General features: G+C 62.7%; 18 protein-coding genes and 7 pseudogenes. 11 read left to right on the forward strand and 14 right to left on the reverse strand.

The annotated features are described in order from the left end of the window. Window positions 1–185: 185 nt before the first annotated feature. From MFF61_RS28170 to MFF61_RS28180, 3 genes are all read right to left on the reverse strand, one after another. Entirely contained in the window at window positions 186–1,184 is a 999-nt protein-coding gene (locus MFF61_RS28170) for a hypothetical protein (protein WP_238241005.1), read from the reverse strand. Window positions 1,185–1,306: 122 nt separating this feature from the next. Continuing rightward, on the reverse strand, window positions 1,307–2,746 hold the full coding sequence (locus MFF61_RS28175; protein WP_238241006.1) for an IS1182 family transposase: 1,440 nt from the start codon (window positions 2,744–2,746) through the stop codon (window positions 1,307–1,309). Window positions 2,747–3,433: 687 nt separating this feature from the next. Next, window positions 3,434–4,024, reverse strand: coding sequence for an SOS response-associated peptidase (locus MFF61_RS28180; RefSeq protein ID WP_238241007.1), 591 nt, complete (start codon window positions 4,022–4,024; stop codon window positions 3,434–3,436). Window positions 4,025–4,247: 223 nt separating this feature from the next. Here MFF61_RS28180 and MFF61_RS28185 point away from each other — a divergent pair. After that, window positions 4,248–4,358 (forward strand): annotated as a pseudogene (locus MFF61_RS28185) (SOS response-associated peptidase family protein); the annotation flags it as partial. Between the two features lie 78 nt (window positions 4,359–4,436). On the opposite strand, the gene MFF61_RS28190 reads toward MFF61_RS28185, so the two are convergent. The 4 genes and pseudogenes from MFF61_RS28190 to MFF61_RS28205 form a co-directional block, all read right to left on the reverse strand. After that, the gene (locus tag MFF61_RS28190; protein ID WP_238241068.1) at window positions 4,437–5,993 is read right to left on the reverse strand and encodes an ISL3 family transposase; all 1,557 of its coding nucleotides are present in this window, start codon (window positions 5,991–5,993) and stop codon (window positions 4,437–4,439) included. Between the two features lie 110 nt (window positions 5,994–6,103). Continuing rightward, window positions 6,104–6,457, reverse strand: a pseudogene (locus tag MFF61_RS28195) (DUF1348 family protein); the annotation flags it as partial. Window position 6,458: 1 nt separating this feature from the next. After that, window positions 6,459–7,088, reverse strand: coding sequence for a pyridoxamine 5'-phosphate oxidase family protein (locus tag MFF61_RS28200; protein ID WP_238241008.1), 630 nt, complete (start codon window positions 7,086–7,088; stop codon window positions 6,459–6,461). A gap of 65 nt (window positions 7,089–7,153) precedes the next feature. Beyond that, complete coding sequence (locus MFF61_RS28205; protein ID WP_238241009.1) at window positions 7,154–7,699, reverse strand: carboxymuconolactone decarboxylase family protein; 546 nt, start codon at window positions 7,697–7,699, stop codon at window positions 7,154–7,156. 121 nt (window positions 7,700–7,820) lie between these two features. On the opposite strand from MFF61_RS28205, the gene MFF61_RS28210 reads away from it, so the two are divergent. Next, window positions 7,821–8,744 carry a LysR family transcriptional regulator gene (locus MFF61_RS28210; protein ID WP_238241069.1) on the forward strand — a complete coding sequence of 308 codons (924 nt, stop codon included), beginning with the start codon at window positions 7,821–7,823 and terminating at the stop codon, window positions 8,742–8,744. Between the two features lie 114 nt (window positions 8,745–8,858). Here the strand turns inward: MFF61_RS28210 and MFF61_RS28215 are convergent, their stop codons facing one another. Next, window positions 8,859–9,317 carry a hypothetical protein gene (locus MFF61_RS28215; protein WP_238241010.1) on the reverse strand — a complete coding sequence of 153 codons (459 nt, stop codon included), beginning with the start codon at window positions 9,315–9,317 and terminating at the stop codon, window positions 8,859–8,861. Window positions 9,318–9,602: 285 nt separating this feature from the next. Continuing rightward, window positions 9,603–10,562 carry an AraC family transcriptional regulator gene (locus MFF61_RS28220; protein WP_238241011.1) on the reverse strand — a complete coding sequence of 320 codons (960 nt, stop codon included), beginning with the start codon at window positions 10,560–10,562 and terminating at the stop codon, window positions 9,603–9,605. Window positions 10,563–10,698: 136 nt separating this feature from the next. Here MFF61_RS28220 and MFF61_RS28225 point away from each other — a divergent pair, with 136 nt between their 5' ends. The 6 genes and pseudogenes from MFF61_RS28225 to MFF61_RS28250 all read left to right on the forward strand — a co-directional run. Next, a complete protein-coding gene (locus MFF61_RS28225; protein WP_238241012.1) occupies window positions 10,699–11,094 on the forward strand; it encodes a YybH family protein in 396 nt (131 codons plus the stop codon). Window positions 11,095–11,156: 62 nt separating this feature from the next. After that, window positions 11,157–11,732, forward strand: coding sequence for a TetR/AcrR family transcriptional regulator (locus MFF61_RS28230; protein WP_238241013.1), 576 nt, complete (start codon window positions 11,157–11,159; stop codon window positions 11,730–11,732). Between the two features lie 26 nt (window positions 11,733–11,758). Beyond that, window positions 11,759–12,442 (forward strand): peroxiredoxin-like family protein, encoded by a 684-nt coding sequence (locus MFF61_RS28235; RefSeq protein ID WP_238241014.1) that lies wholly within the window; start codon window positions 11,759–11,761, stop codon window positions 12,440–12,442. Then, a complete protein-coding gene (locus MFF61_RS28240) occupies window positions 12,439–12,858 on the forward strand; it encodes a YybH family protein (protein ID WP_238241015.1) in 420 nt (139 codons plus the stop codon). Before MFF61_RS28235 ends, MFF61_RS28240 begins: the two co-directional genes overlap by 4 nt. Window positions 12,859–12,932: 74 nt before the next feature. Then, window positions 12,933–13,301: pseudogene (locus MFF61_RS28245) on the forward strand (DMT family transporter); the annotation flags it as partial. A 13-nt stretch (window positions 13,302–13,314) separates the two neighbouring features. Further along, window positions 13,315–14,989, forward strand: a pseudogene (locus MFF61_RS28250) (Tn3 family transposase); the annotation flags it as partial. 12 nt (window positions 14,990–15,001) lie between these two features. Here MFF61_RS28250 and MFF61_RS28255 read toward each other — a convergent pair. After that, window positions 15,002–15,298: a hypothetical protein gene (locus tag MFF61_RS28255; protein WP_238241016.1), complete on the reverse strand. Its 297-nt coding sequence runs from the start codon at window positions 15,296–15,298 to the stop codon at window positions 15,002–15,004. Here MFF61_RS28255 and MFF61_RS28260 point away from each other — a divergent pair. Further along, window positions 15,231–15,593: pseudogene (locus MFF61_RS28260) on the forward strand (transposase); the annotation flags it as partial. The gene MFF61_RS28255 and the pseudogene MFF61_RS28260 sit on opposite strands and share 68 nt — an antisense overlap. Window positions 15,594–15,715: 122 nt before the next feature. Here MFF61_RS28260 and tnpC read toward each other — a convergent pair. The 3 genes and pseudogenes from tnpC to tnpA form a co-directional block, all read right to left on the reverse strand. Further along, window positions 15,716–16,804: pseudogene (gene tnpC / locus MFF61_RS28265) on the reverse strand (IS66 family transposase); the annotation flags it as partial. Between the two features lie 88 nt (window positions 16,805–16,892). Further along, a complete protein-coding gene (gene tnpB / locus MFF61_RS28270) occupies window positions 16,893–17,246 on the reverse strand; it encodes an IS66 family insertion sequence element accessory protein TnpB (protein WP_238241017.1) in 354 nt (117 codons plus the stop codon). Then, window positions 17,243–17,656, reverse strand: coding sequence for an IS66-like element accessory protein TnpA (gene tnpA / locus MFF61_RS28275; protein WP_238241070.1), 414 nt, complete (start codon window positions 17,654–17,656; stop codon window positions 17,243–17,245). Before tnpA ends, tnpB begins: the two co-directional genes overlap by 4 nt. 98 nt (window positions 17,657–17,754) lie before the next feature. Between tnpA and MFF61_RS28280 the strand changes: the two are divergent. Continuing rightward, a pseudogene (locus MFF61_RS28280) lies at window positions 17,755–18,462 on the forward strand (Tn3 family transposase); the annotation flags it as partial. A gap of 128 nt (window positions 18,463–18,590) precedes the next feature. On the opposite strand, the gene MFF61_RS28285 reads toward MFF61_RS28280, so the two are convergent. Beyond that, the gene (locus tag MFF61_RS28285; RefSeq protein WP_238241018.1) at window positions 18,591–19,520 is read right to left on the reverse strand and encodes a LysR family transcriptional regulator; all 930 of its coding nucleotides are present in this window, start codon (window positions 19,518–19,520) and stop codon (window positions 18,591–18,593) included. Window positions 19,521–19,622: 102 nt separating this feature from the next. On the opposite strand from MFF61_RS28285, the gene MFF61_RS28290 reads away from it, so the two are divergent. Next, on the forward strand, window positions 19,623–20,639 hold the full coding sequence (locus MFF61_RS28290) for a class 1 fructose-bisphosphatase (RefSeq protein WP_238241019.1): 1,017 nt from the start codon (window positions 19,623–19,625) through the stop codon (window positions 20,637–20,639). Window positions 20,640–20,652: the final 13 nt, after the last annotated feature.

The following is a 20,652-nucleotide window of genomic DNA, read 5'->3' on the forward strand; positions in this document are numbered from 1 at the left end:
CACACTCAAATCCGGATAGCCGAAAATTTACGATCCGCCAGATTGGGACCCGCCGGGTTTCACATCCTGATTTCTTGAGCGGCGACGTGCACAGAATCGGAACACCTCCCATCAAACGGACATGATCGAATGACTGACACTTGGGAGCTTCGCTTCAGGCTCGTTCCGTTCGCTCGGCCGGAAACTCAGTTTGCAACGCGCACCAGCGCCTCCTCGGGTGTGAGCGTCTCGCCTTCGTCAAGCTCGGGCAATACCTCACTTACCGCTTCTGGGTCCGGCGGAGGTCGCCGCTTGACTGCGAAGGTGACGGTGCGTCCCGTTTCTAGAACAGATCGGATCATCGCTTCCAGCGAGGCCGATTGGGAAATCGTAGTCCCGACCCATGAGCCTGCGACCAAGGTGATGAACTCCGAACCGCTCAGCCTGCGGCCGACATTGCTATAGGTGAGGAGGTTGCCGCCGCGTGGGCCCTTGAGACGATCGCTCTTCGCCAAGACCTTCCACAATCCGAGCGGCAGGTAGATGCCTGGAAACAGCCCGCGATCATCAGGGTTGAAAACGATGCGCGCGCAGAACTTCAGGAAGAAGGGGTTGCTGGTCAGGCGAAAGCCGTCCGGGTCCGTATCGGGCTCGATTTGTTCAAGCTGCTCAAGGAGCTTGTCCATGCGTTCCAGTTCACCGGAGAACTGATCGCCCTGCGTCCATCGGAATTCGTGTTCATCCGGGCCTTTTTCGAAGGCCTTGTATTGCACGAGCACGAACGAACGATAGGTCTCATTGAAGTAGATCAGATCGGCGCCCGTCTGCTCCTCCAGCACCAGGCGATTGGCCATGACGACCGTAACGCGCACCGACGGGTCGGTCTCGGACTGAAAGGTGCGGGCGGCGATGTGAGGCGCTTCACGCAGGGCGGCAAAGCCCGGCAGTCCTGCCAGGTCGGCATGAAGCATCACGTCCTCACGCACCCTTGCGCCCGGAAGCCCGTCCAGGAACGAGGTACGTTCGATCGTAGCGGGCGTCCATTCAAGGATCTCCTGCGTGCCGACGCCGGCGATTTCGAGAGCAGCCGCGAGCGTTTCCTTCTGAAGCGCCAGATTTTCCCGTTCCCGCTCACCGAGCGTCGCTATCAGCTCTCGCCGGCTCGCGGACATCCTCGCGAGCTTTTCCCCGAGGGTTGAATCCATCTCCCTAAGGACCTCGACCACGGCGTTCAAGGTCTTGGGCGGAAGCAGGCCGAGGCTGTGTAAAAACGCGCTGACCGCTGCGTCTTGGCTGGGGGCAACGCGAGGGCGGGGCGAGGCCGACGTCAGGCCCGGATCGCCTCTATCAGCGGCCCTACGCCCAGGATGGCGATCACCCGTTTGAGATTATAGGCCAGGACGTGGAGGCCGATCTCAGTCTTCACATTGGGCAGGCGCTTCATCAGGAAGTGCGTCGATCCCATCCAGGCCTTGATCGTGCCGAAGGGGTGCTCGACGAGCCGCCTTCGCAGGCGCATGGCACCAGGCGTCAGGTCCATCCGCCGCTGAAGGGCGTCGATGAGCGCCTCATGCTCCCAGCGGGTCACGCGTCGCTCGATGCTGGGTGTGCACTGAGCCTTGAGAGCGCAGGCTTGGCAACTGGCGCGATCCCAGTAGCGGTGGAGCGTCATGCCCCGCTCGACGGTGGTCATATGGCGTCGCAGCAGCGCGCCGGATGGGCAGCGATAGACGTCCTGCTCGGGCAGATAGACGAAGTCCTGCTTGCCGAACCGGCCGTCGGCCTTGGCGCCCGAGGTGAGCGGCTTGGGCAGATAGGGCGTCACGCCCAGGGCGTCGCAGGAGCGGATCTCCTCGCCCGAGAAGTAGCCGCGGTCGGCCAGCGCATCGAGCTTTGCCACGCCCATGGCGTCCTTGGCCTTCGCGGCCATGGCCGCGAGCTGTTCGCGGTCGCTGCCGGTCATGACCACGTCGTGGGCGACGATCAGGTGATGCTCGGCCTCCACCGCAGACTGGACATTGTAGCCGACGATCCCGCTGCCGCGCCCGCTGGTGGCCATCGAGCGAGCGTCCGGATCGGTCAGTGAGACTTGGCCGTCCGGTGCGGTTTCGACCCGTACCTCCATCGCCTGAAGCATCTTCATCTGCTCGCGCAGCCGCTCGACCTTCTCCTTCAGTCGGCCCGAGCGCGCCTCGGCGGCCTCGCCTTCCTGGCGGTCGGCCGTGTCGAGGTCGCGCAGGTAACCGGCAATATGCTCGGCGACTTGCTCCAGACGCTTCTGGAGCTTGTTGGCCGTGAAGTTCTTGTCGCGGCTGTTCACCGCCTTGAACTTGCTGCCGTCGATCGCGACCAAGGCGCTCCCGAACAGACCGATCTGACGGCACAACGCCACGAACTGCGCGCAGGCGGCCTGGATCGCCGGGCCATTATCCTTCCGGAAGTCCGCGATCGTCTTGTGGTCGGGCGCAAGCCTCCCCGTCAGCCACATCAACTCGACATTGCGCCCAGCCTCGCGCTCCAGCCGGCGGCTGGACTGCACCTTGTGCAGGTAGCCGTAGACGTAGAGCTTGAGCAGCGTTGCAGGATGGTAGGCCGGACGTCCTGTCGGCGCCGGCGTCACGCCCTCAAAACCCAGGGCGCCCAGGTTAAGGTCGTCGACGAACACGTCCACGACCCGCACCAGGTTATCCTCGGCGACGTAGTCGTCCAGGCAATCGGGAAGCAGCGTCGGCTGCCGGCGGTCGCAACCCTCAATGAAACCGCTCAAATCCACCTCCCGACTGCGACGTCGGGATTCTAGCCAATCCGGAGAGTTTTGACACAGCCTCGGCCGCTTGCGGACATGACCTTTCGCAGCGGAGCTTTGAAGCGAGGGGGAACGCGCTCCACGATCGCCTCGAATGGGATTGGCCGCCGCAAGGCGTCCAGCGAGGTCATATTGAGACGAACGAGCCCAGTTCCCGCCGATGCGCCCTTACGTCCATCCCCGACATGGGTAAGAAGGCCGTCCTCGAATGAAGCCAACACCACCAGTGGCGCGCGGCGGCTGTGTGGGAATGCCGGCACGGGCTCGGAAGCCCTCGGACCGCCGAACCAGCCCGCCTCGGCATGGAGAAGGGTCTCACGCCGATCCTGCCGCACGTTCAGAATATAGGCCGCAGCCTTTGCCATACCCGTTTTTCGCCTGTGACTATGCCACTGTCATTCCATTATTATCTAGTCTTCGCGTCCAGTGAACCGGGCGGCGATGGCTGGCCAGCTCGGCCTTGGGCTTGCTCAGATGGGGCTAGGCGGCCCGGTCCTCCGGGTTCAACTTGACGACCTCCCGATGGCGATCGGACGCGATGTCCTCGCCGAGCGACGTCGTGAGAAAGATGAACCTAGGCGGATGATTGCCCTGACCTTCGCGTCAGAAGCCCGCGACCGCCATGACGCGCGAGTCCTCCGGCCTGCCCTAGCCTACCTGTCGAACGTCGAGGGTCCCGGCGGGCAGCAGCTTGATCAGCGATTGAGCGGGCACTGACAAATCGAGCCAGTCGGCCCAAGCGCTCCGTTCAAGGATGACGATTTGCCGATCATGATAGGGGGCGATGTCTGGGCCAGGGTCCATCGTCAGCATCGTGAACGCTTCGCCGACATCCTTCGTCTCCCGCCAGATGCCGGCGATGCAGAAGATGGGTTCATCCTTCTTCGTGAAGAGCCACTTGTCCTTGCGCTTCTTTCCCTTCTCGGTCGGATCGGTGAATTCGTAAAAGCCGTCGGCCACGATGAGGCAGCGGTTCGAAGCGAAGTCGCGACCCTCCGAGCGGAAATTGTAGACCGGCCGCTTGTTCTGCCCCGGCCAGCTCCATCGCCGTTGCACGAGCTCGCCTTCGCCGCGGACTCCGTCGATCGCGCGGACGATCGGCCCGACATCGGTAATCTTGATGTCCTCGCGCGCCTCGATGTTGGGAGCACCTTCTCCGAAACGGATCTTGATCTTCAGATCGGCGAAATCCTCGACGATCGAAGCGACATCCACCGTCAGGCGGTAATCATTGCACATCGGTCCTCCGTCCTCAGCAGAATCTCGAATTTCGCTCGCTCAGCACCAGCATGACCTGTAACCAAACGAAAAATGTCAGCCCGACGTCGCAAAACAAGCAGGTGGATCAGCACCATCAGGATTCGTAGTCGGCAGCGGTAGGTCGCGCCAGTGCGTGAAGGCCGACACCGGCTAGTCCCGTCGCCACATTGCCCTGCGTCGATGTTCTTGCTATGTTCGCATAATTATGAGCGCGACACCGTTCGATTCCGACGCACCGCTCGACGAACGCCGGATCATCATAAGGCGCTACGGCGGCGATGTTGAGATGCTCAAACTGCGGTGGGGCCTCCAGCTGTCAATCGGCGCGGAAGTTTGACCCCTTATCGGCGTCCAATGTTGGGTCTGACGCAATCTCGCTGACGTTTGGGGCTCATGTCGCGCCAATCAGACGCGCCTGGAGAAGATCGATCTTTCCGCGGCCGTACATTTGGCGCTTAACGAGCTTGAGACGGGTGATCTGGCCCTCGGTTTGACCGTTTGACCAAGTCGAGAGAATAGCTGCTCGCACAGCGGCCTCGTCTCGTCGGACGCCATTCGACAATGAGGCGACCAGGCTTTGGGAGGCGCGCTCGATCCAGGAAGCCAAAGGCTCGGCCTGCCTCGCTCTGATCATGGCATGGAAGTCGGCGACGATCTCGCGAGCCTCGAACAAGGACGGGACGCCGTTCTCGATCGCGGCGATCGTAACAGTTTCGGCCTTCGAGAGATTGTCGCGACCAGTGGTCATTAACCTCGCGATGGTCCGGGCCGATGGGAGGCGAGCGAGGCTGCTTGCGTCCGCTTTCTCAGCGCGCCGGCGGCGAGTTGCCCATTCGGAGACAACCCTGAGGCTTCCCCGGAAGCCGTTCCTTCGCATTGTGCGCCAGAGGGCGGATGCATTGCGGGCGCCGGCGTCCCATTGCGCATCCAACCAGGGTAGATGCGCTTCCAGAGAACTCTGGCGAGGTCGGAAGACGTCGCTGCGCTCGCCACGGACGATCCGCCTGACGGTCTGGCGGTGATGGCCCGTGCGCCTGACGATCTGTTTGATCGGCACGCCCTCCTGCCAGAGGGCAAGGACCGATGCGTTTGTCTCCTCGCGCCGCAAATATCCGTCATATTGCAGCTTCTCGGCTGCCGTCAGCAAAGCGGGATTGATCACGGTGGCGCCGATGGCGCCGCGGATCTGACGCATTGACTTGCGCACGGCGTCGAGGAAAGCGCGGCTGGCATTCTCCATCAGGTGCCATCGGTCGGCAACCTGGACGGCCTGCGGCAGTGCTCGCGCCACCGCCTCTCCGTAGCCCCCGCCGCGGTCACGGGCGACTGTGTGGACAGCGGACTGATGCCGGAGCCAGGCTTCCGATGTCGCCGGCTCCCGGTCGGGAAGCAGGACGACCGGCCGGCGGCGTTCGAGGTCGCAGACGATGGTGCCGTAGCGGTGATTGCGCCGCCACGCGAAGTCATCAATGCCGATCACGCGCAACGGCTCGCTCGGTACCCGGGCACGCTGCCGGACCACGCGCAGCAGCGTATCGTTGCTGACCGGCAGCATCATCCTGGCGGCAAAACTCGCTCCAGGCCGGCCGCCCAACGCGAGCCCGAGATGCTGGACGATATGATCGAGACGATCGGTCCGGCGTGCTCGCGGAGCAAGGACACTATCACCAAAGCGCTCCGCGAAGATCTGGCGGCCGCATAGAACGGCATCGCACCTGAAGCGCCGGACGAGGATCTGGAGTTCGACGCGTCGGCCGCTGAGCGGCAGGTCCTTTGCTCGCCGGAAATACCGGCTCTGGATCCGTCGCGAGATCGCCCCACAATCAGGACATGGACCGGCGCTGACGGCCGCCCGAGCTCGGACAACAACACGATCGCCTTCGATCGCGATCTCGTCGACCATCAATCCTGAAGGAACCAGGCTGGCTGGCCGAAATCGCTGCTTCATCATGCTGATTCCTTCTGGAAACCAGCGTCAGAACAGCCCCAACGTGCAGCGAAACTGAGTCAGACCCAACATTGGACGCCGATAAGGGGTCAAACTTCCGCGCCGATTGACAGACCGCGCTCGTCAAACTCCCAATTCTCGTTGCCATAGGACCGGAACCAGTTTCCGGCATCGTCGTGCCATTCATAAGCGAAGCGCACCGCCATGCGATTCTCCCGGAAGCCCCACAGCTCCTTGATCAGGCGGTAGTCCAGCTCGCGACTCCATTTGCGCGTCAGGAACGCCTTGATCTGCTCCCGGCCCTGGACGAATTCGACGCGATTGCGCCATTGGCTGTCCGGGGTGTAGGCGAGCGACACCCGCTCGGGATCGCGGCTGTTCCACGCATCCTCGGCGAGACGCACTTTCCGGGCGGCGGCTTCAATTGTGGTGAATGGCGGCAGTGGCGGTCGTTCGGCTTCCATCTCAATCGTCCTTTCGCGCAGCGAGTCTGGCGCGCAGTTCCACGTTTTCGGCTTCCAAGACCGCGAGCCGGTCGCGCAGCGGCTGGATTGCCGTAGCGATTTCCGCCTCGGTGAAGCGCGGCGTGATGTGCTGCGGGCAGTTCCAGTCGAACGCCACGAGATGCAGCAGCAGGATGCGTTCGGGCTTCGCCCGGTAGCCGGGATCGACGATGCGTTCGGTGAACGCCGGATCGGTGTCGAGCGGGGCGACCTCGACATGCGCATAGATTTTGAGGCGCACCCGGCTTGCATAGTCCATCAGGATCAGCGCCACCCGACTATCGGCGGCGAGGTTGCCGACACTGATGTATTGGCGATTGCCGCGATAGTCGGCGAAGGCCAGCATCTTCTCGTTCACGACCTTCAGGAAGCCGGGCGGTCCACCACGATGCTGGACATAGGGCCAGCCGGTTTCGGAAACCGTGGCCATATAAAAACTGTCGCGCCGCGCGATGAAGGCGGCCTCGCCGGGCGTGAATGCGTCGAACGTCCGGTCTTTCTTAAACCCCTCCCAAAGATGATTGGCGCCCATCTTCGCCTGGGCGGCGCGAACGCTCGGCGTGACGGCTATGTCAAGGAAGCCGTAGGGCATGATCGGCTCTTTGCTCGCGAGCAATGTGGACCGACGGCCGGACGGCCGGCGGTCCACACGCCCTGTCAGGCGGCTTCGGCTGCCAGAACGACCGGAAAGTCGATGTCGGTCTTGGCGACTTCGTTCAGGAAGTTGGTGAAGCAGTTCAGCGCGACGAGCGCGACCACTTCCACGATCTGGCTATCGTCGAAGCCGGCGTCGCGGACGACTTTGATGTCGGCCTCGCTCACATGACCGCGCTCGCGCGCGACCTTCGCCGCGAAACGCACCGCCGCGTCTGCCTCGGAATCGCTGGACGCGCCCATGCGATTGAGTGCGATCTCTTCCGGGCTGATCTTCGCAAGGTTCAGGCCGAGATAGCTATGGGCCGACAGGCAATAGTCGCAGCCGTTCACCTGGGCCACAGCCAGCGCGATCCGCTCGCGCGTCTTGACATCGAGCGTTTTTCCGAGCGCGCCGTTGTTGGCGATGAAGCCTTCCAGCGCCGGCGGGCTGACGGCGATCAGGCGAAACAGATTGGGGACGATACCGAGTTGTTGATGAACAGCGTCGAGGATCGGCTTCGACGCTTCGGGAACGTCATCTCGGGCGGGGACGGCGAGACGGGACATGGGGCTCCTCCTTCCAGGAACGGGACCGGCAGTGGTCAAAAGCATGGAGAGAGTAACGCCTTCCGTTGAGGAGGATAATTCGCTAAGAATGGCGATAACCTTCTCATTCTATGGAATGGTCTTGGATCGCCTTGAAGTCATGTCACTCCTCTTGCGTGTGGTCGAGAAAGGCAGCTTTTCCGCCGCCAGCCGGGACTTGCGCATGCCTCTGGCGACGCTCAGCCGGAAGGTGAGCGAGCTTGAGGCTCATCTGGGAACCAGGTTGCTTATCCGCACCACTCGCAAGTCGGCGCTGACGGATGCAGGCGCCGCCTATGCGACTTCGGCCAGGCGCATTCTCGAAGAGGTCGACGAAACCGAGCGGATCGCCGCAGGTGAGTTCCACGCCCCTCGCGGCGAACTGGTCCTGACCGCGCCGATCCTCTTCGGGCGGCTGCATATTCTTCCCGTCGTCACCGAGTTTCTCGCGGCTTACCCCGAAATCAATGTCCGTCTGCTGCTCTCAGACCGGAATCTCCATTTGATCGACGATCACATCGACATGGCCGTCCGCATCGGCCCATTGCCGGACAGCCGCATGGTTGCGACCCGTGTCGGTTCGATGCGGACGGTCGTCTGCGCCAGCCCGAAGCTGCTGGCTGCATACGGAACGCCGAAGGCGCCGGAAGACTTGGCCCAACTGCCATGCGTGAACTTCGATTTCCTTTCGCCGGTCCCGGCATGGCGGTTTCGGCTGAAGGATGCCACAGGAACCACAGACCTGCCGGTCCGACCGCGTCTTTCCGTTTCAACCGCCGAGGCCGCGGTTTGGGCCGCGATGCAGGGCGTCGGCGCGACTCGTGTGCTCCACTACCAATGCGCTGACGCCATGCGTGACGGAGTTCTGCGCACGATTCTCGAGGATTTCGAGCTTGAGCCGCTCCCGGTCCACCTGATCCACGCCAACCGTGGCGTCCTTCCGTCGAAAATGCGCATCTTCCTCGATTTCGCTGCGGCACGTCTCAGGGCGAGGCTGAACTCTCTCCAAGAACGTTATCCCCAGTGAGCGACCAAGAAGCCGAAGCATCGTACCGCGGCGGGGGAAAACGCGGACGTTTCCGCAAACTTAGTGCGCTCTACGCGGCCGCTGGCGCCGATTGCGCGATATTCTGCGAGATAGCTACCTACTCGCCGGCGATACTCGTTCGGGCGGCGCGGGAAGAAAACGCATGGCCAAAACACCCGCAATGACAAGCTCGACCCACGCCAGCGGTAGTGCGATTGCGGCCGTCGCAGGCTCCGCGAGATTCATGTTCAGCATTGCGATCCAGAACAGCACGAAGAAGAACAGCCAGCTCAGAGTGCCGACGATCACCGCGGAACGCATGCCGGCGCCGAATGCTTGCGTATAGAGCCAAGTGAGCGTCACGCTCATCACCACAAGCAGTGTGTCCCACAATCCCCAGACCAGGAAGACGGGCAGGTTCATCGGCGCGACATCGGGGACCATCGCCAGCGTCTGCCGCGTCATCGGCATGACGAAGACGAAATAACGAAAAATCTCAGAAGCGTTGATCCAGATGCTGACGACCACGAATGTCAGCACGAAGGCCCGCGTCGGAAAACGCGCCGTCGTCATTGGACGAACCTCTCTTCGATAGGCTGGAGCAGATAGTCGACATAGGCCCTGAGCGGACCCGCTTCCGGCGTGACGCGGGAGACCGACCAGAGACCCTGCGCGGAAATCGTCAGGAAGCGCGCGACGCCGTCGATGTCCGCGCCGCGTCGGCGCTTGGCGGCGGTGCCTTGAAGGGCGTTGCGGAAGCCTGCGTTTAGGCGTCCAGAACAGCTCCATCGCGCAGGCGAGAACCTCCTTGCGATCGTATTGTTTTGGGCGTGGCATAGGCGATCCATATCAGAACGATCATTCTGATACAATCGCCGGTTTTCCGGATCGGACCCATAGGGCGGGCACCGACCGCGTCCGATAGCGGCCTGGCGAGATCGAAAACTGCCGGCGGAAGGCGTTGCCGAAGGCTGGGGCTGAATCGTAGCCGACGCTGAGCGCGACGTTTTCCATGGAAAGCCCGGTCGATCGCAGCAGCTTCGCTGCGACGTTCATGCGCCATTGCGCCAGATAGCCGAGCGGCGTCTGGCCGACCAGAAGGGAGAAGCGGCGCGCAAATGCCGCCCTCGACATGCCGGCGCGAGCGGCAAGCTCCGCGACCGACCAGGGATGACGCGGATCGTGGTGCATCGCCGAGAGTGCGCGCAGGATCTTCGGATCCTGCAAGGCGCCGAGCCAACCGGCGTTCGGGGCATGCTGCGTTTCGAGCCAATGCCTGACGATAAGCACCAGCAGCGCGTCGATCAGTCTGGCGATCACGATCTCCGAGCCGGCGCGCTGACATCCGGCCTCTTCGAGCAGAATGCGGGTAAGCGAACCAAGAGCCTCGCCTTGCCGGGCTTCGTGCGCGGGAACGTGGATCACGTCCGGCAGCATGCCGGCCAGCGGATGCCTTGCGGCGTGGTCGAACGTGATCTCGACGCAAAGCAAGCCGGCGCGCTCTCCGCTCAGCTCACCATCCTGGGCGCGCTGGCGGGCAAGCGCCAGTCCCTCCTCAAGTGGGAGCGGAGGCGTGTCAGGCGCGTCGGCCAGGACATGCGCCAGCGCGCTCGGGATCAGCACGATGTCGCCTTCGACGAGGCGCAGCGGCTGAGGCCCATCGGGAATGCGGAGCCAGCATCCGCCGCTTCGGATGAGGTGGATCGCGACGCGAATCTCGGACGGCACCAGAAGCGCCCAAGGCGCCGTCATCTCGGATTGCGTGATGACGGCGTTTCCAAGGCTCGCCAGCCGCAACACATCGGCAAGCACGTCCATGCGGAGCTCCGGACCGTTAACACCGGGAAATTACGCGATTTCGAGACGATTGAATAGGTTTTAGCGCCTTTGGCTTGTTCAAAAGCGCGAGCGGCGGTGGTTAGCATGGGGCATCGGAAATCGTGAGGAGCAGGACGTGAGCGTCGCACAGACACCGGAACAACTGCATCAGGACTTGGCTCGTATCTATAACGATCGGGATTTGGATCGCCTCGCCGCTCTCTTCGAGACCGACGCGACGCTTGTGTCGCAGCCTGGAGCTTTCGCACGAGGAACCGAGGAGATTCGCGCGGCCCTGTCCGGCTTCCTCCAGATTGGCGGCGTGATGGCGGTGGAGACCATTGAGGTCGTTCCGGCGGGTGATTCCGCGCTGACGCGGACCCGCTGGTCGATCACCGAAGCTGGGGCGGCCAAAATATCCGCTCGCGGAGTCGAGATTTTGCGCAGACGGGCGGACGGGACATGGCGCTTCCTGCTCGACCATCCGTTCGGCGGCGATCAGCAGGCCCAGCCATCACTGAAAGGCGGATGACGTCCGCGCAACAAGCGCACGACGAGGTTGACTCTCAGGCGTAAGTTAGTTATCCAACTCACATGGCGATAGCGTATCAATCAACCGAGAAGCGCGTCGAACTCGTCAGGGCGGCGATGGGGTTGCTGCATCGCCAAGGGCTGCAGCGCACGACGCTCGCCGACGTCGCCAGCGAGGCACACGTGCCGCTCGGCAACGTCTATTACTATTTCAAAACGAAGGAGGCGCTTGCGGAGGCAGTCATCGCCGCACACGAGGCGGCGCTGTGCGAATGCCTCGCTGCTCTGGACGCCGCACACGAAGACCCCAAGGCACGGCTTCAGGCGCTCATCCGCGCCCCACTCGACGAGGCGGATGACGTCATCCGGTTCGGATGCCCGCACGGCAGCCTGTGCCAAGAGTTGGAGAAGCTCGATCCCGACGCACCACTCGCCCAAGCGGCGGCGCGTCTCTTTGAGATTTACGTGACGTGGGCGGAGCAGCAGTTCCGGGCGCTGGGCGATCGCCGCACGTCGCGTGATCGCGCCGTCGAACTCATTGCGGCGTTACAGGGGACAATGCTCCTCGCCAACACGATGCGTTCGCCTGATCTCCTCGTCCGCCAGCTTCGTCGCATCGAACGCATGCTCGACGAGTAAACGCGTCAACTTTCCGGGAGGTGATTGTGACCGACGATCTCAGTGCGACGAGCCTCGCGGAGCATATCGCAGAATTCACGTCGGCCATGACGAAGCAGGCTCCTCCCGAGGTCGTGGCCAAACTCGGCATAGAACTCGAAAAGCTCGCCTCGTCGGGAATCGCAAAGCAGGCGCTTGCGACAAACGGGAAGGCGCCCGACTTCTCGCTTCCCGACACGCAAGGCCGGCCGACCGCGCTGTCGTCGCTTCTCGCGCGAGGTCCGGTCGTCCTCACCTTCTATCGCGGCGGCTGGTGTCCATTCTGCGATCTCCAGCTTCGCGCCTATCAGCGCATTCTGCCCGAGATTCACGGCCTCGGGGCCGAGCTGGTCGCAATTTCTCCGCAGACCGCCGACTACGCGCTGTCGGACGTAGAGAAGAAGCAACTCACCCCCCCCGTGCTGCACGATTCCGGCAATCGCGTCGCGCGATCCTATGGGCTCGTCTTCACGCTGAGCGATGCGCTGAAAGAGCTCCAGACGGGTTTCGGCAACCCGCTCCCGAAGTTCAACGGCGATCAATCGTGGGAATTGCCAATGCCGGGCACATTCGTGCTCGACCGCGACGGAAGCGTGAAGTTCGCGCATGTCGATCCGAACTACATGGTGCGGGCCGAACCTGCCGCGATTCTCGATGTTCTGCGCCAACTGCATGCGGAGGGCGGGGCATGAGCGCGCAAACGCCGGTCGTCGCGAACCTCAAGCAGCAGGTGGAAGCGAGACTCCGGCAAGCGTACAAGGCCATGGGCGACGGAAATCTCGAAGACCTGATGACGTTCTTCGCGGACGACGCCGTTCTGCAGAATCCTGGCCAGCCCGCTCTTGTCGGCATCGCCGCAATACGCGCGTTCTGGAGCAACACGCTTGCTGGATTTGTCGCGCGCGTCACTCCCTATGTAAGGGAAGCCGATGAGTTTGGCGAAGCTGTCGTCCTGAGCGGCAAGGTCACGGGCGTCATGGTCTCGCGTGCGAACGGCGCCGAGACGCCTATCGATGCCTGGTTCCTGCAGGTCTATCGCAGGCAGCCGGATGGCTCGTTGCGCTTCTGGCGCGGCGCGAATGGACCCAACCCGCCGGAGTCGGCGTGAGCGCCGGGCAAACCCGCCCGACCGATCTTGCCGCGCGCCGCCCCGGATCGGCCGGCGTCTTAGCTGCTGCGGCCATGATCGGCTCCGCTGTGTGCTGGGGCTCCGCGACCGTCATGAGCAAAGAGTCCCTTGCGCATCTGCCGCCCTTCACCCTGCTTGTCGTCCAACTCATCGCAAGCGTCGGGTTTCTCTGGACCGCCGTCGCGGTCGGCCGCACGCCTGTCCGACTGGACGCCGCCGCAAGACAGGCCGCGAGCTGCGGCGTGCTTGAGCCCGGTCTGGCTTACGCGATAGGAACGAGCGGTCTGGCCCTGACCGGCGCCGCCCATGCGTCGCTCATCAGCGCCACCGAGCCATTGCTCGTGGTTCTGGTCGCCTGGCTTCTGTTCCGGGACGCGCCGGGCTTGCGGACGCTCGCCGCCATCGGCGCTGCTGTCGCCGGCGTCGCACTCGTACCCGGCCCTCGGCCAGACGCGCTTTCATTGGCTGCGATCGGCGCCAGACGCGCCAGGTGCATCCAACCTGGTCGGGCTGACGGAACGGCTTACCTACCTGCGCAAGCTGGAAGTCGATCCGAAACTTCAGGCGCGCATATCATCGGGACGGTGGGATCAGATGATCCGTGAGGGTAACGCCACGCCGGCATGGCCGGCTAGTGACTTCAATGCCAGCCGCCGGCATGCCCTGGTCGCGGCGCAGGTTATCAAGCTCGGCCAGAAGCTCACCGATGACGCTTTGACTATGTTCATCAAGTTGATGGGGCGGCTGTTCTCGCAGGCCAATAGCCGCAAGAAGCAGCGGCACATGAGTTGCAGGCCGGATACCGCCAAGGCACTGCGCATGTTCCTCGACACGATCACGGCTCTGCAGTCCGCGAACGATTATGGTCAGAACGCGTTGGATGTTCTCGATCAGGAAGTTGGGTGGCACCGGTTGCTGCGGATGAAGCCTGAGCTTGAGTCGATGGTCGAGGACAATGAGGCGTCGCCATTGACCTTGGCGGCCGAGCAATATGCGACCGTCAACAAGTATGCCGGTGCGTTCCTGCAGGCGTTCACGTTCCGCTCAGCGCGCCGCCACGATCCGCTTCTTGCGGCGACTGCGTTGCTGAGACGGCTCTATGCCGAGAAGCGGCGTGCCCTTCCGGATCGCGTCCCGGTCACCCACCTCAGCCAAGCTGATCGGAGGCTCATCTTCGGCGAGGGGAGATCTGATCGCCGACTTTACGAGATCGCCACCCTCGCGGCCTTGCGAGACCGGCTTCGATCAGCGGACATCTGGGTCGACGGCAGCCGATCCTTCCGGCCGATCGATGAGCATCTGATGCCGCGGTCAACATTCACCACCATGAAGGATGAGGATCGCCTTGGACTGGGGGTTCAGGGTGATGGCGTTGCGTGGCTTGCCGAAGCGCGTCAGATGCTCGACTTCAACCTGAAGCGGCTGGCGCATAGAGCACGATCTGGAAAGCTCGAAGGTGTTCGTCTGGAAGCCGGCACGTTGATCGTTACAACCAACCGCTGGCGAGGTGTCCGTGGAAGCTGAGGATCTTAACGCCGAGCTCAGTGAGCTCTATCCATTGATCGAGGTGCCGGACCTCCTGAGGGAAGTCCCCGACTGGACCGGCTTTGCGGATTGCTTCACGCATGTCCGCTCGGGTGACACTCCGAAGAATGTCTCGGCCATGCTGGCTGGCGTACTCGCAGATGCGACGAACCTCGGTCCCAAACGGATGGCCAGCGCGTCCAAGGGCATCAGCGCTCACCAGATCAGTTGGATGCGCACCTTCCACGCCCGGTCAGAGACCTATCGCGCAGCCCAGGCCTGCGTGACGGACGCACACACCCGCCATCCCCATGCCCGACTTTGGGGTGACGGAACAACCGCGTCATCCGACGGGCAGTTCTTTCGCGCGAGCGACCGAGCCGCCAAGCGCGGCGACGTCAATCTGCACTATGGCAGCGAGCCGGGCTCGAAATTCTACAGCCATCTGTCAGATCAGTACGGCTACTTCAGCATCCTACCGATCAGCCCGACCGAAAGCGAGGCGGCCTATGTGCTCGATGGGCTGCTCGATCAGGATACGATCCTCGATATCCAGGAACACTTTACCGATACGGGCGGTGCGAGTGTAAGCGCCCGGTCATGACCCGGGTTTTTGTCCGTCGCCGTTTTTGCCGTCGCCACGATTTGCTTTGTGCTCGCGGATGAAGTCGGTCAGGCTTTCGATGCCGAAGCCGGTGAAGGCGGGGATCTGCTGCTCGTCGGAGCCGTAGACCCAGAGGCAGCCGTCCTCTGGCTCCATGTCGATATAGACCTCCCACAGCAGTTCGGCATCCTCACCGAGCATTTCGGCGGCAAGCGGGAGGGTATATGACGGCGCGCAGCTTCGCAATGTGCTTAACCGCGGTAACACCGGCTCGACGGTCTGGGCGGACACTGCCTATCGCTCAAAGACGAACGAGGCGTGGTTGGAGAAGAACGGGTACGTCTCCGACATTCATCACAAGAAGCCGAAGGGTCGGCCCATGAGCGCGGCGACGTCGCGCGCCAACGGCCGGCGCTCGAAAATCCGCGCCTTCGTCGAACACGTCTTCGCGCAGCAGAAATCCAGGATGGGCCTGTTCGTGCGCACGATCGGAATGGCGCGGGCCAGGACCAAGATTGGCATGGCCAACCTTGCCTACAACCTCACCCGCTTCGTCTGGCACCAAGGGCGAACTGCACCCGCATGACGGTGAAGACGGCCAAAACCGCCGCCGCGACACTGAAATCGACAAACCACGGCAGCCCAAGCAGCAGTCAGCGCCACGCTCTATGCCGTAACGGCACTCGGCGCGATCCTCACGGGCCGCGAAAGCCGGTAGTTTGAGGTGTCCGATTTGGTCCTGGCGTGCTCGTCGAACAGTTCGCGCCTGGCATGGGCCCAGCATGCGACCGGCTCCAGGCGCGGCCGGCCGGTGATCGGATCCGGTTCGTAGAGCTTGTCGAAGCCGGCGTAGGCGTCGGCGTGCAGGAAGCCGGATGCAGGCGCCAGCAAAGCCTGGGCGTGCTCGCCCTTGCGATCAGGCGAGTAGCGATAGAAGGCCGCCGGCGGATTGGGAGAACCCCAAGGGCCCTCGTCGCGCACAACGACCCATAGTCGCCCGCTTCTGGTGCGCCCGCGTCCGGGATCCTGAACCGGGATGGGCGTGTCGTCGGCATGGATGGCTGGACCCGCGCGGGCGTAGTCGCCGATGCGCTCGGCCACCGGTGCCGCCAGCCGGGCGGCCCGTCCGACCCAGTCAGCCAGGGTCGATCGATCCAGGTCGACGCCCTCGCGAGCGTAGATGCCGGACTGTCGGTTCAAAGGCAGATGGTCGCAATATTTGGAGACCAACACATGGGCGATCAACCCCTGGCCCGGTCTGCCGCGCTCGATCGGCAAGCTCGGCATCGGCGGCTGGGTGATGGCCTCGCAGTCCCGGCAGCTCAGTTTCGGCCGCACATGCACAACGACCTTGAAGTGTGACGGCACATATTCCAGCACCTCACGCTCATCATCGCCGATCTTGCGTAGCCGCCCGGAACCGCAGGCCGGGCAGGCGCAGACGCCGGCATGGGTGATGATCTCGCGCGGCAGGTGATCGGGCAGCGGCCGGCGGTTGCCCATGCGCTGTGGCTTGGTCGGCGCCGTCACCGTGCCCGGCATCTCCGCAGCCGCGCCCTGGCGGGCTTCGCTGGCCGCCTCGGCTTCCTCCAGATCGCCGATGATCAGCTCGAGCAGATCGATCTGGCGATCGAGCTTCTCGGACGACTGGCCGAAGCGGGCGCGCCGCAGCGTCGCCAACTGGGCCTTCAGCTTCTCGACATGCAGTGTTTTGGCGTAGAGCTCGGCCTGCAAAGCCGTCGCGAACGCGCGCAGGGCGTCCGGATCCGATGGCAATTGCGCAGTGGCCAGAGACATGCCGACTTATAGCAAAGCCATAGACATGCCGACTTATAGCAAAGCCATGGCTCGCGGGCGAGAAAAAATCATTGGAATCAGGAGCTTGTCAGACAGCCTCAGGGCGCCTGACCGGTTCCGGCGCGACCGTCCGCCGCCAATCGATTCCTTCAACGAGCAAGGCCAACTGAGCCGGTGTCAGTTGAAGCCGCCCCGCCACGATCGGCGGCCAGACGAACTTTCCCTGCTCCAGGCGCTTGGCGAACATGCACAGGCCACTTCCGTCCCAGGCCAGGATCTTCAACATGTCGCCGCGCTTGCCCCGGAACACGAACAACGCCCCACAGAACGGGTCGGCGGCCAGCACGTTCTGGACCTGGGCGGCCAGGCCATCCATCCCTTTGCGCATATCGCACGGCTGCGGCGCCAGATAGACCCGCACCCCAGACCCGGGCGCGATCATATTGTCCCCTTCACAGCCGACAGCACCCGCCGCAGCGCCGTCTCGCTGACCTCCGCGTCCACCCGCACGCACACGCCGCCGACCAGGACGATCTCAATCACACTGCGCTGTCCCGCCTCGGCCGCTATCGCTGCGACAGTAGCCGGCGCCCCGCTGATGACCTCGATCGGGATCAACTCCAGCGGCGAAGCCGCCGATGCCGGCGCGCGCATCTGCCGGCGCCATGTGAACAACAGGTTCGCATTGATGTCGTGCCGCCGCGCCCCCAGAGACACCGACGCCCCAGGCTCATAGCTCTCGGCCACCAGCCGCTGCTTCTCTTCGACGGTATACGACTTGCGCCGGCCTGTGGGCGACGTCGCGCCTCGAAAATCTCCGCCAACTCTTCCGTCCAACGCGATCGTGTCCATCAAGCCCCGCTCATGGACACTATCCTCAGCGTCCAGTGTCCGACCGCTAGCCGATCCGAACCCCGCCACGGAAGGCGGTCATGACCGGGCGCTTACGTGCGAGTGATCACGTCTTCGGGCTATTCGCCCTGATCGGCAAACGCTTTGCGCCGAGGCTGCGCAACCTCAAGGATCGGAAGTTCCACACGTTCGAGAAGGGCGACGTATATCCGGCGCTATCGAACCATATCAGCGCCCCGATCAACACCACTCTGATCCTCGATCACTGGGATGATCTGCTTCATCTGGCGGCATCGATCACCACCCGTGCCGTTGTGCCCTCGACGATCTTGAAGAAGCTTTCGGCATCACCGAAGGAAAGCCAGCTCGCAAGGGCGCTGCGCGAACTCGGCCGTATCGAGCGCTCGCTCTTCATGATCGAGTGGTACTCAAGTCCAGCACTCCGCCGGCGTTGCCAGGCCGGCCTCAACAAGGGTGAGGCGGCGCATAAGCTGAAGCGCGCCGTCTTCTTCCACGAACGTGGTGAGATTCGTGACCGATCGTTCGAAAGCCAAGCGTTCCGTGCCTCCGGCCTCAACCTCGTCGTCAGCGCGATCGTACACTGGAACACGGTCTATATCGAACGGGCCGTCACCCACTTACGCAACATGGGTCGCGAGATCCCCCATCATCTGCTCAGGCACGTCTCGCCGCTGAGCTGGGAGCACATCAATCTGACAGGCATCTACACCTGGGATAGCGAACAGCATCTGCCGGAGGGTTTCCGGTCGCTGAGACTCCCGGCTGGGCTGCCGCGAGCCGCATGAGTTCTCACTCTGTTCGACCTTAGCGTACGATTTCGCACTGCTCTTATTCTGACCCCATTTAGCTGCCGCCAGAACGCTAAGAGGTTGCTCAAACGAATACTGCTGAGGCAGCGCGAACAACATCGATCTTAAGTCGGCGCATGAGGGAGAAAACTTCCCTGCATGGACAGGATCACGTCCCGCACTCGGTTTGCCGCAGGCGTCAACGGGCTATCGCGCCGATGGACGAGAAACCACTGGCGGATGACCGGGAGGCCCGGAAACGCAAGCACCGCCAGACGCCCTGTCGCAAGTTCGGCCTGCACGGTATGTGCCGAGATGATCGCGATGCCGAGCCCGGCCATAACCGCCTGTTTGATGGTTTCGTTACTGCCAAACTCTATCGACTCGAAGTCACTTTCGATTTCGATCCGATCGAGAAAGCGCTCCATGAGCGCACGCGTGCCCGAGCCTTTCTCGCGCGTCAGGAAGATATTGCTCTTCAGTTCATTGGACGAAATCTCGCATCTTCCAACGAGCGGATGCTTCGGTGGCGCGATAAGGACATGGGGATGGTCGCCGAGCACGTCCGCGTCCACCTCCGGTTGGCGCGGTGGTCGACCCATGATCGCGAGCTCGATCTGGCGACTCTCCAAAGCTGCGAGGATTTCGCCTCGATTGCCGATAGGAAACGCGATCTTGATGCGTGGCACCTGACTTCGAAGTTGCGCAATGAGGTGCGGTGCGAAGTACTTTGCGGTGCTCACGGCGCCAAGGACGACGAGCCCTTCGTGCCCAGACAAGATCGCAGAAATCTTATGAACACAAGAAGTTAGCACCATGTCTATCTGTTTGGCGGCGACCAGAACCTCCCGCCCTGGCGCGGTTAGCAGCGTCTTGCCGTCGGGGCCGCGTTCCAGCAGCGGCGCGCCCAGATTCGCTTCGAGGGTGCGGAGCTGCGTTGAAACCGCAGGCGCGGTGACGTTGAGCAGGCTGGCAGCCGACGACAGGTTGCCGGCTTCGACAATTGCTGCCAGCGCGCGCAGCTGTTTCAGCGAGATCGCTTGTTCGTGGATCATGATCGCGCATAGCTTTGTTTAATGCAGCAAAGCTATTTTTAAATTTCCCTTTCGGCCCCGTCAAGGCATCGTACGCGAAAGTTTGGCTGGTGGAGCACGGTCATGACGGCACTGGAAGGCACTCTCGAAAGCTTCCTCAAGAATGATAGCTCCATTTCGGAGCCGCTCGCGATCACCGTTACGGCGCTTGCCTTTGTCGCAGAGACTCTGGCTGGGGTGATATCGAGCGGTCCGCTCAATGGGCGCCTCGGCGAGGAGGTGGGCGCAAACAGCGATGGTGATCGCCAGAAGAAACTCGACGTAGTGGCGGATGAGCTCTTCGCCAAGGCCCTCACGCCCACACCGGTTCGCTGGTATGCCTCAGAGGAGCGGCCGACTGCCGAATTGCTCAATCCCGAGGGCACCCTAGCGCTTGCAATCGATCCGCTCGACGGGTCGTCCAACATTGATGTGAATATATCGATAGGCACTATTTTCTCGATATTCGAAACAAAGGAAACGGGTCTGGAGAGTTTTCAGCGTCCGGGCCACGAGCAAATTGCTGCAGGCTACGTGGTTTATGGCCCCCAGACGTTGTTTGTCCTCGCGACCCGGACCACAGTCGCTCAGTTTGTGCTCCACCGTGGCCATTTTTTCCTCGTCTCCGACAGCCTGGACATCCCCGATCGCACAACCGAATTCGCCATCAATGCATCCAACTATCGGCATTGGTCGCGGCCGATTCGGGCCTTCATCGACGATTGCCTCGCCGGTGAAGAGGGGCCGTGGGAAGAGAGGTTCAACATGCGCTGGATCGCATCGCTGGTCGCCGAGGCCCACCGGATTCTTACGCGCGGCGGGATTTTCCTCTATCCCGCAGACGCAAGGCGAGGCTATGCCCAGGGGCGACTTCGCTTGGTCTATGAGTGCGCGCCCATCGCCTTCATCGTTGAGCGCGCAGGCGGCAAGGCGACCGATGGGATCGACCGCATCCTCGACCTGACACCGAGCGAGCTCCATCAACGCACCCCCCTCGTCTTCGGCTCTGCCGAGAAAGTCAGCCGAGTTTCCGCGTATCATGACCTTCCCGAAAGCGAGGTCTCGGCACTGTTCGGCAAGCGCGGCTTGTTCAGGGCGTGACGATCAATCTCGG

This window comes from Methylobacterium isbiliense (assembly GCF_022179325.1).
Lineage (GTDB): Bacteria > Pseudomonadota > Alphaproteobacteria > Rhizobiales > Beijerinckiaceae > Methylobacterium > Methylobacterium isbiliense.

What these genes read in the sequence shown, in the direction of transcription:
- MFF61_RS28170 (WP_238241005.1), bottom strand. Translation starts at nt 1,184, where the DNA reads ATGGATTCAACCCTCGGGGAAAAGCTCGCGAGGATGTCCGCGAGCCGG.
- MFF61_RS28180 (WP_238241007.1), bottom strand. Translation starts at nt 4,024, where the DNA reads ATGTGCAATGATTACCGCCTGACGGTGGATGTCGCTTCGATCGTCGAG.
- MFF61_RS28190 (WP_238241068.1), bottom strand. Translation starts at nt 5,993, where the DNA reads ATGAAGCAGCGATTTCGGCCAGCCAGCCTGGTTCCTTCAGGATTGATG.
- MFF61_RS28200 (WP_238241008.1), bottom strand. Translation starts at nt 7,088, where the DNA reads ATGCCCTACGGCTTCCTTGACATAGCCGTCACGCCGAGCGTTCGCGCC.
- MFF61_RS28205 (WP_238241009.1), bottom strand. Translation starts at nt 7,699, where the DNA reads ATGTCCCGTCTCGCCGTCCCCGCCCGAGATGACGTTCCCGAAGCGTCG.
- MFF61_RS28215 (WP_238241010.1), bottom strand. Translation starts at nt 9,317, where the DNA reads ATGACGACGGCGCGTTTTCCGACGCGGGCCTTCGTGCTGACATTCGTG.
- MFF61_RS28220 (WP_238241011.1), bottom strand. Translation starts at nt 10,562, where the DNA reads ATGGACGTGCTTGCCGATGTGTTGCGGCTGGCGAGCCTTGGAAACGCC.
- MFF61_RS28230 (WP_238241013.1), top strand. Translation starts at nt 11,157, where the DNA reads ATGGCGATAGCGTATCAATCAACCGAGAAGCGCGTCGAACTCGTCAGG.
- MFF61_RS28240 (WP_238241015.1), top strand. Translation starts at nt 12,439, where the DNA reads ATGAGCGCGCAAACGCCGGTCGTCGCGAACCTCAAGCAGCAGGTGGAA.
- tnpB (WP_238241017.1), bottom strand. Translation starts at nt 17,246, where the DNA reads ATGATCGCGCCCGGGTCTGGGGTGCGGGTCTATCTGGCGCCGCAGCCG.
- tnpA (WP_238241070.1), bottom strand. Translation starts at nt 17,656, where the DNA reads ATGGACACGATCGCGTTGGACGGAAGAGTTGGCGGAGATTTTCGAGGC.
- MFF61_RS28285 (WP_238241018.1), bottom strand. Translation starts at nt 19,520, where the DNA reads ATGATCCACGAACAAGCGATCTCGCTGAAACAGCTGCGCGCGCTGGCA.
- MFF61_RS28290 (WP_238241019.1), top strand. Translation starts at nt 19,623, where the DNA reads ATGACGGCACTGGAAGGCACTCTCGAAAGCTTCCTCAAGAATGATAGC.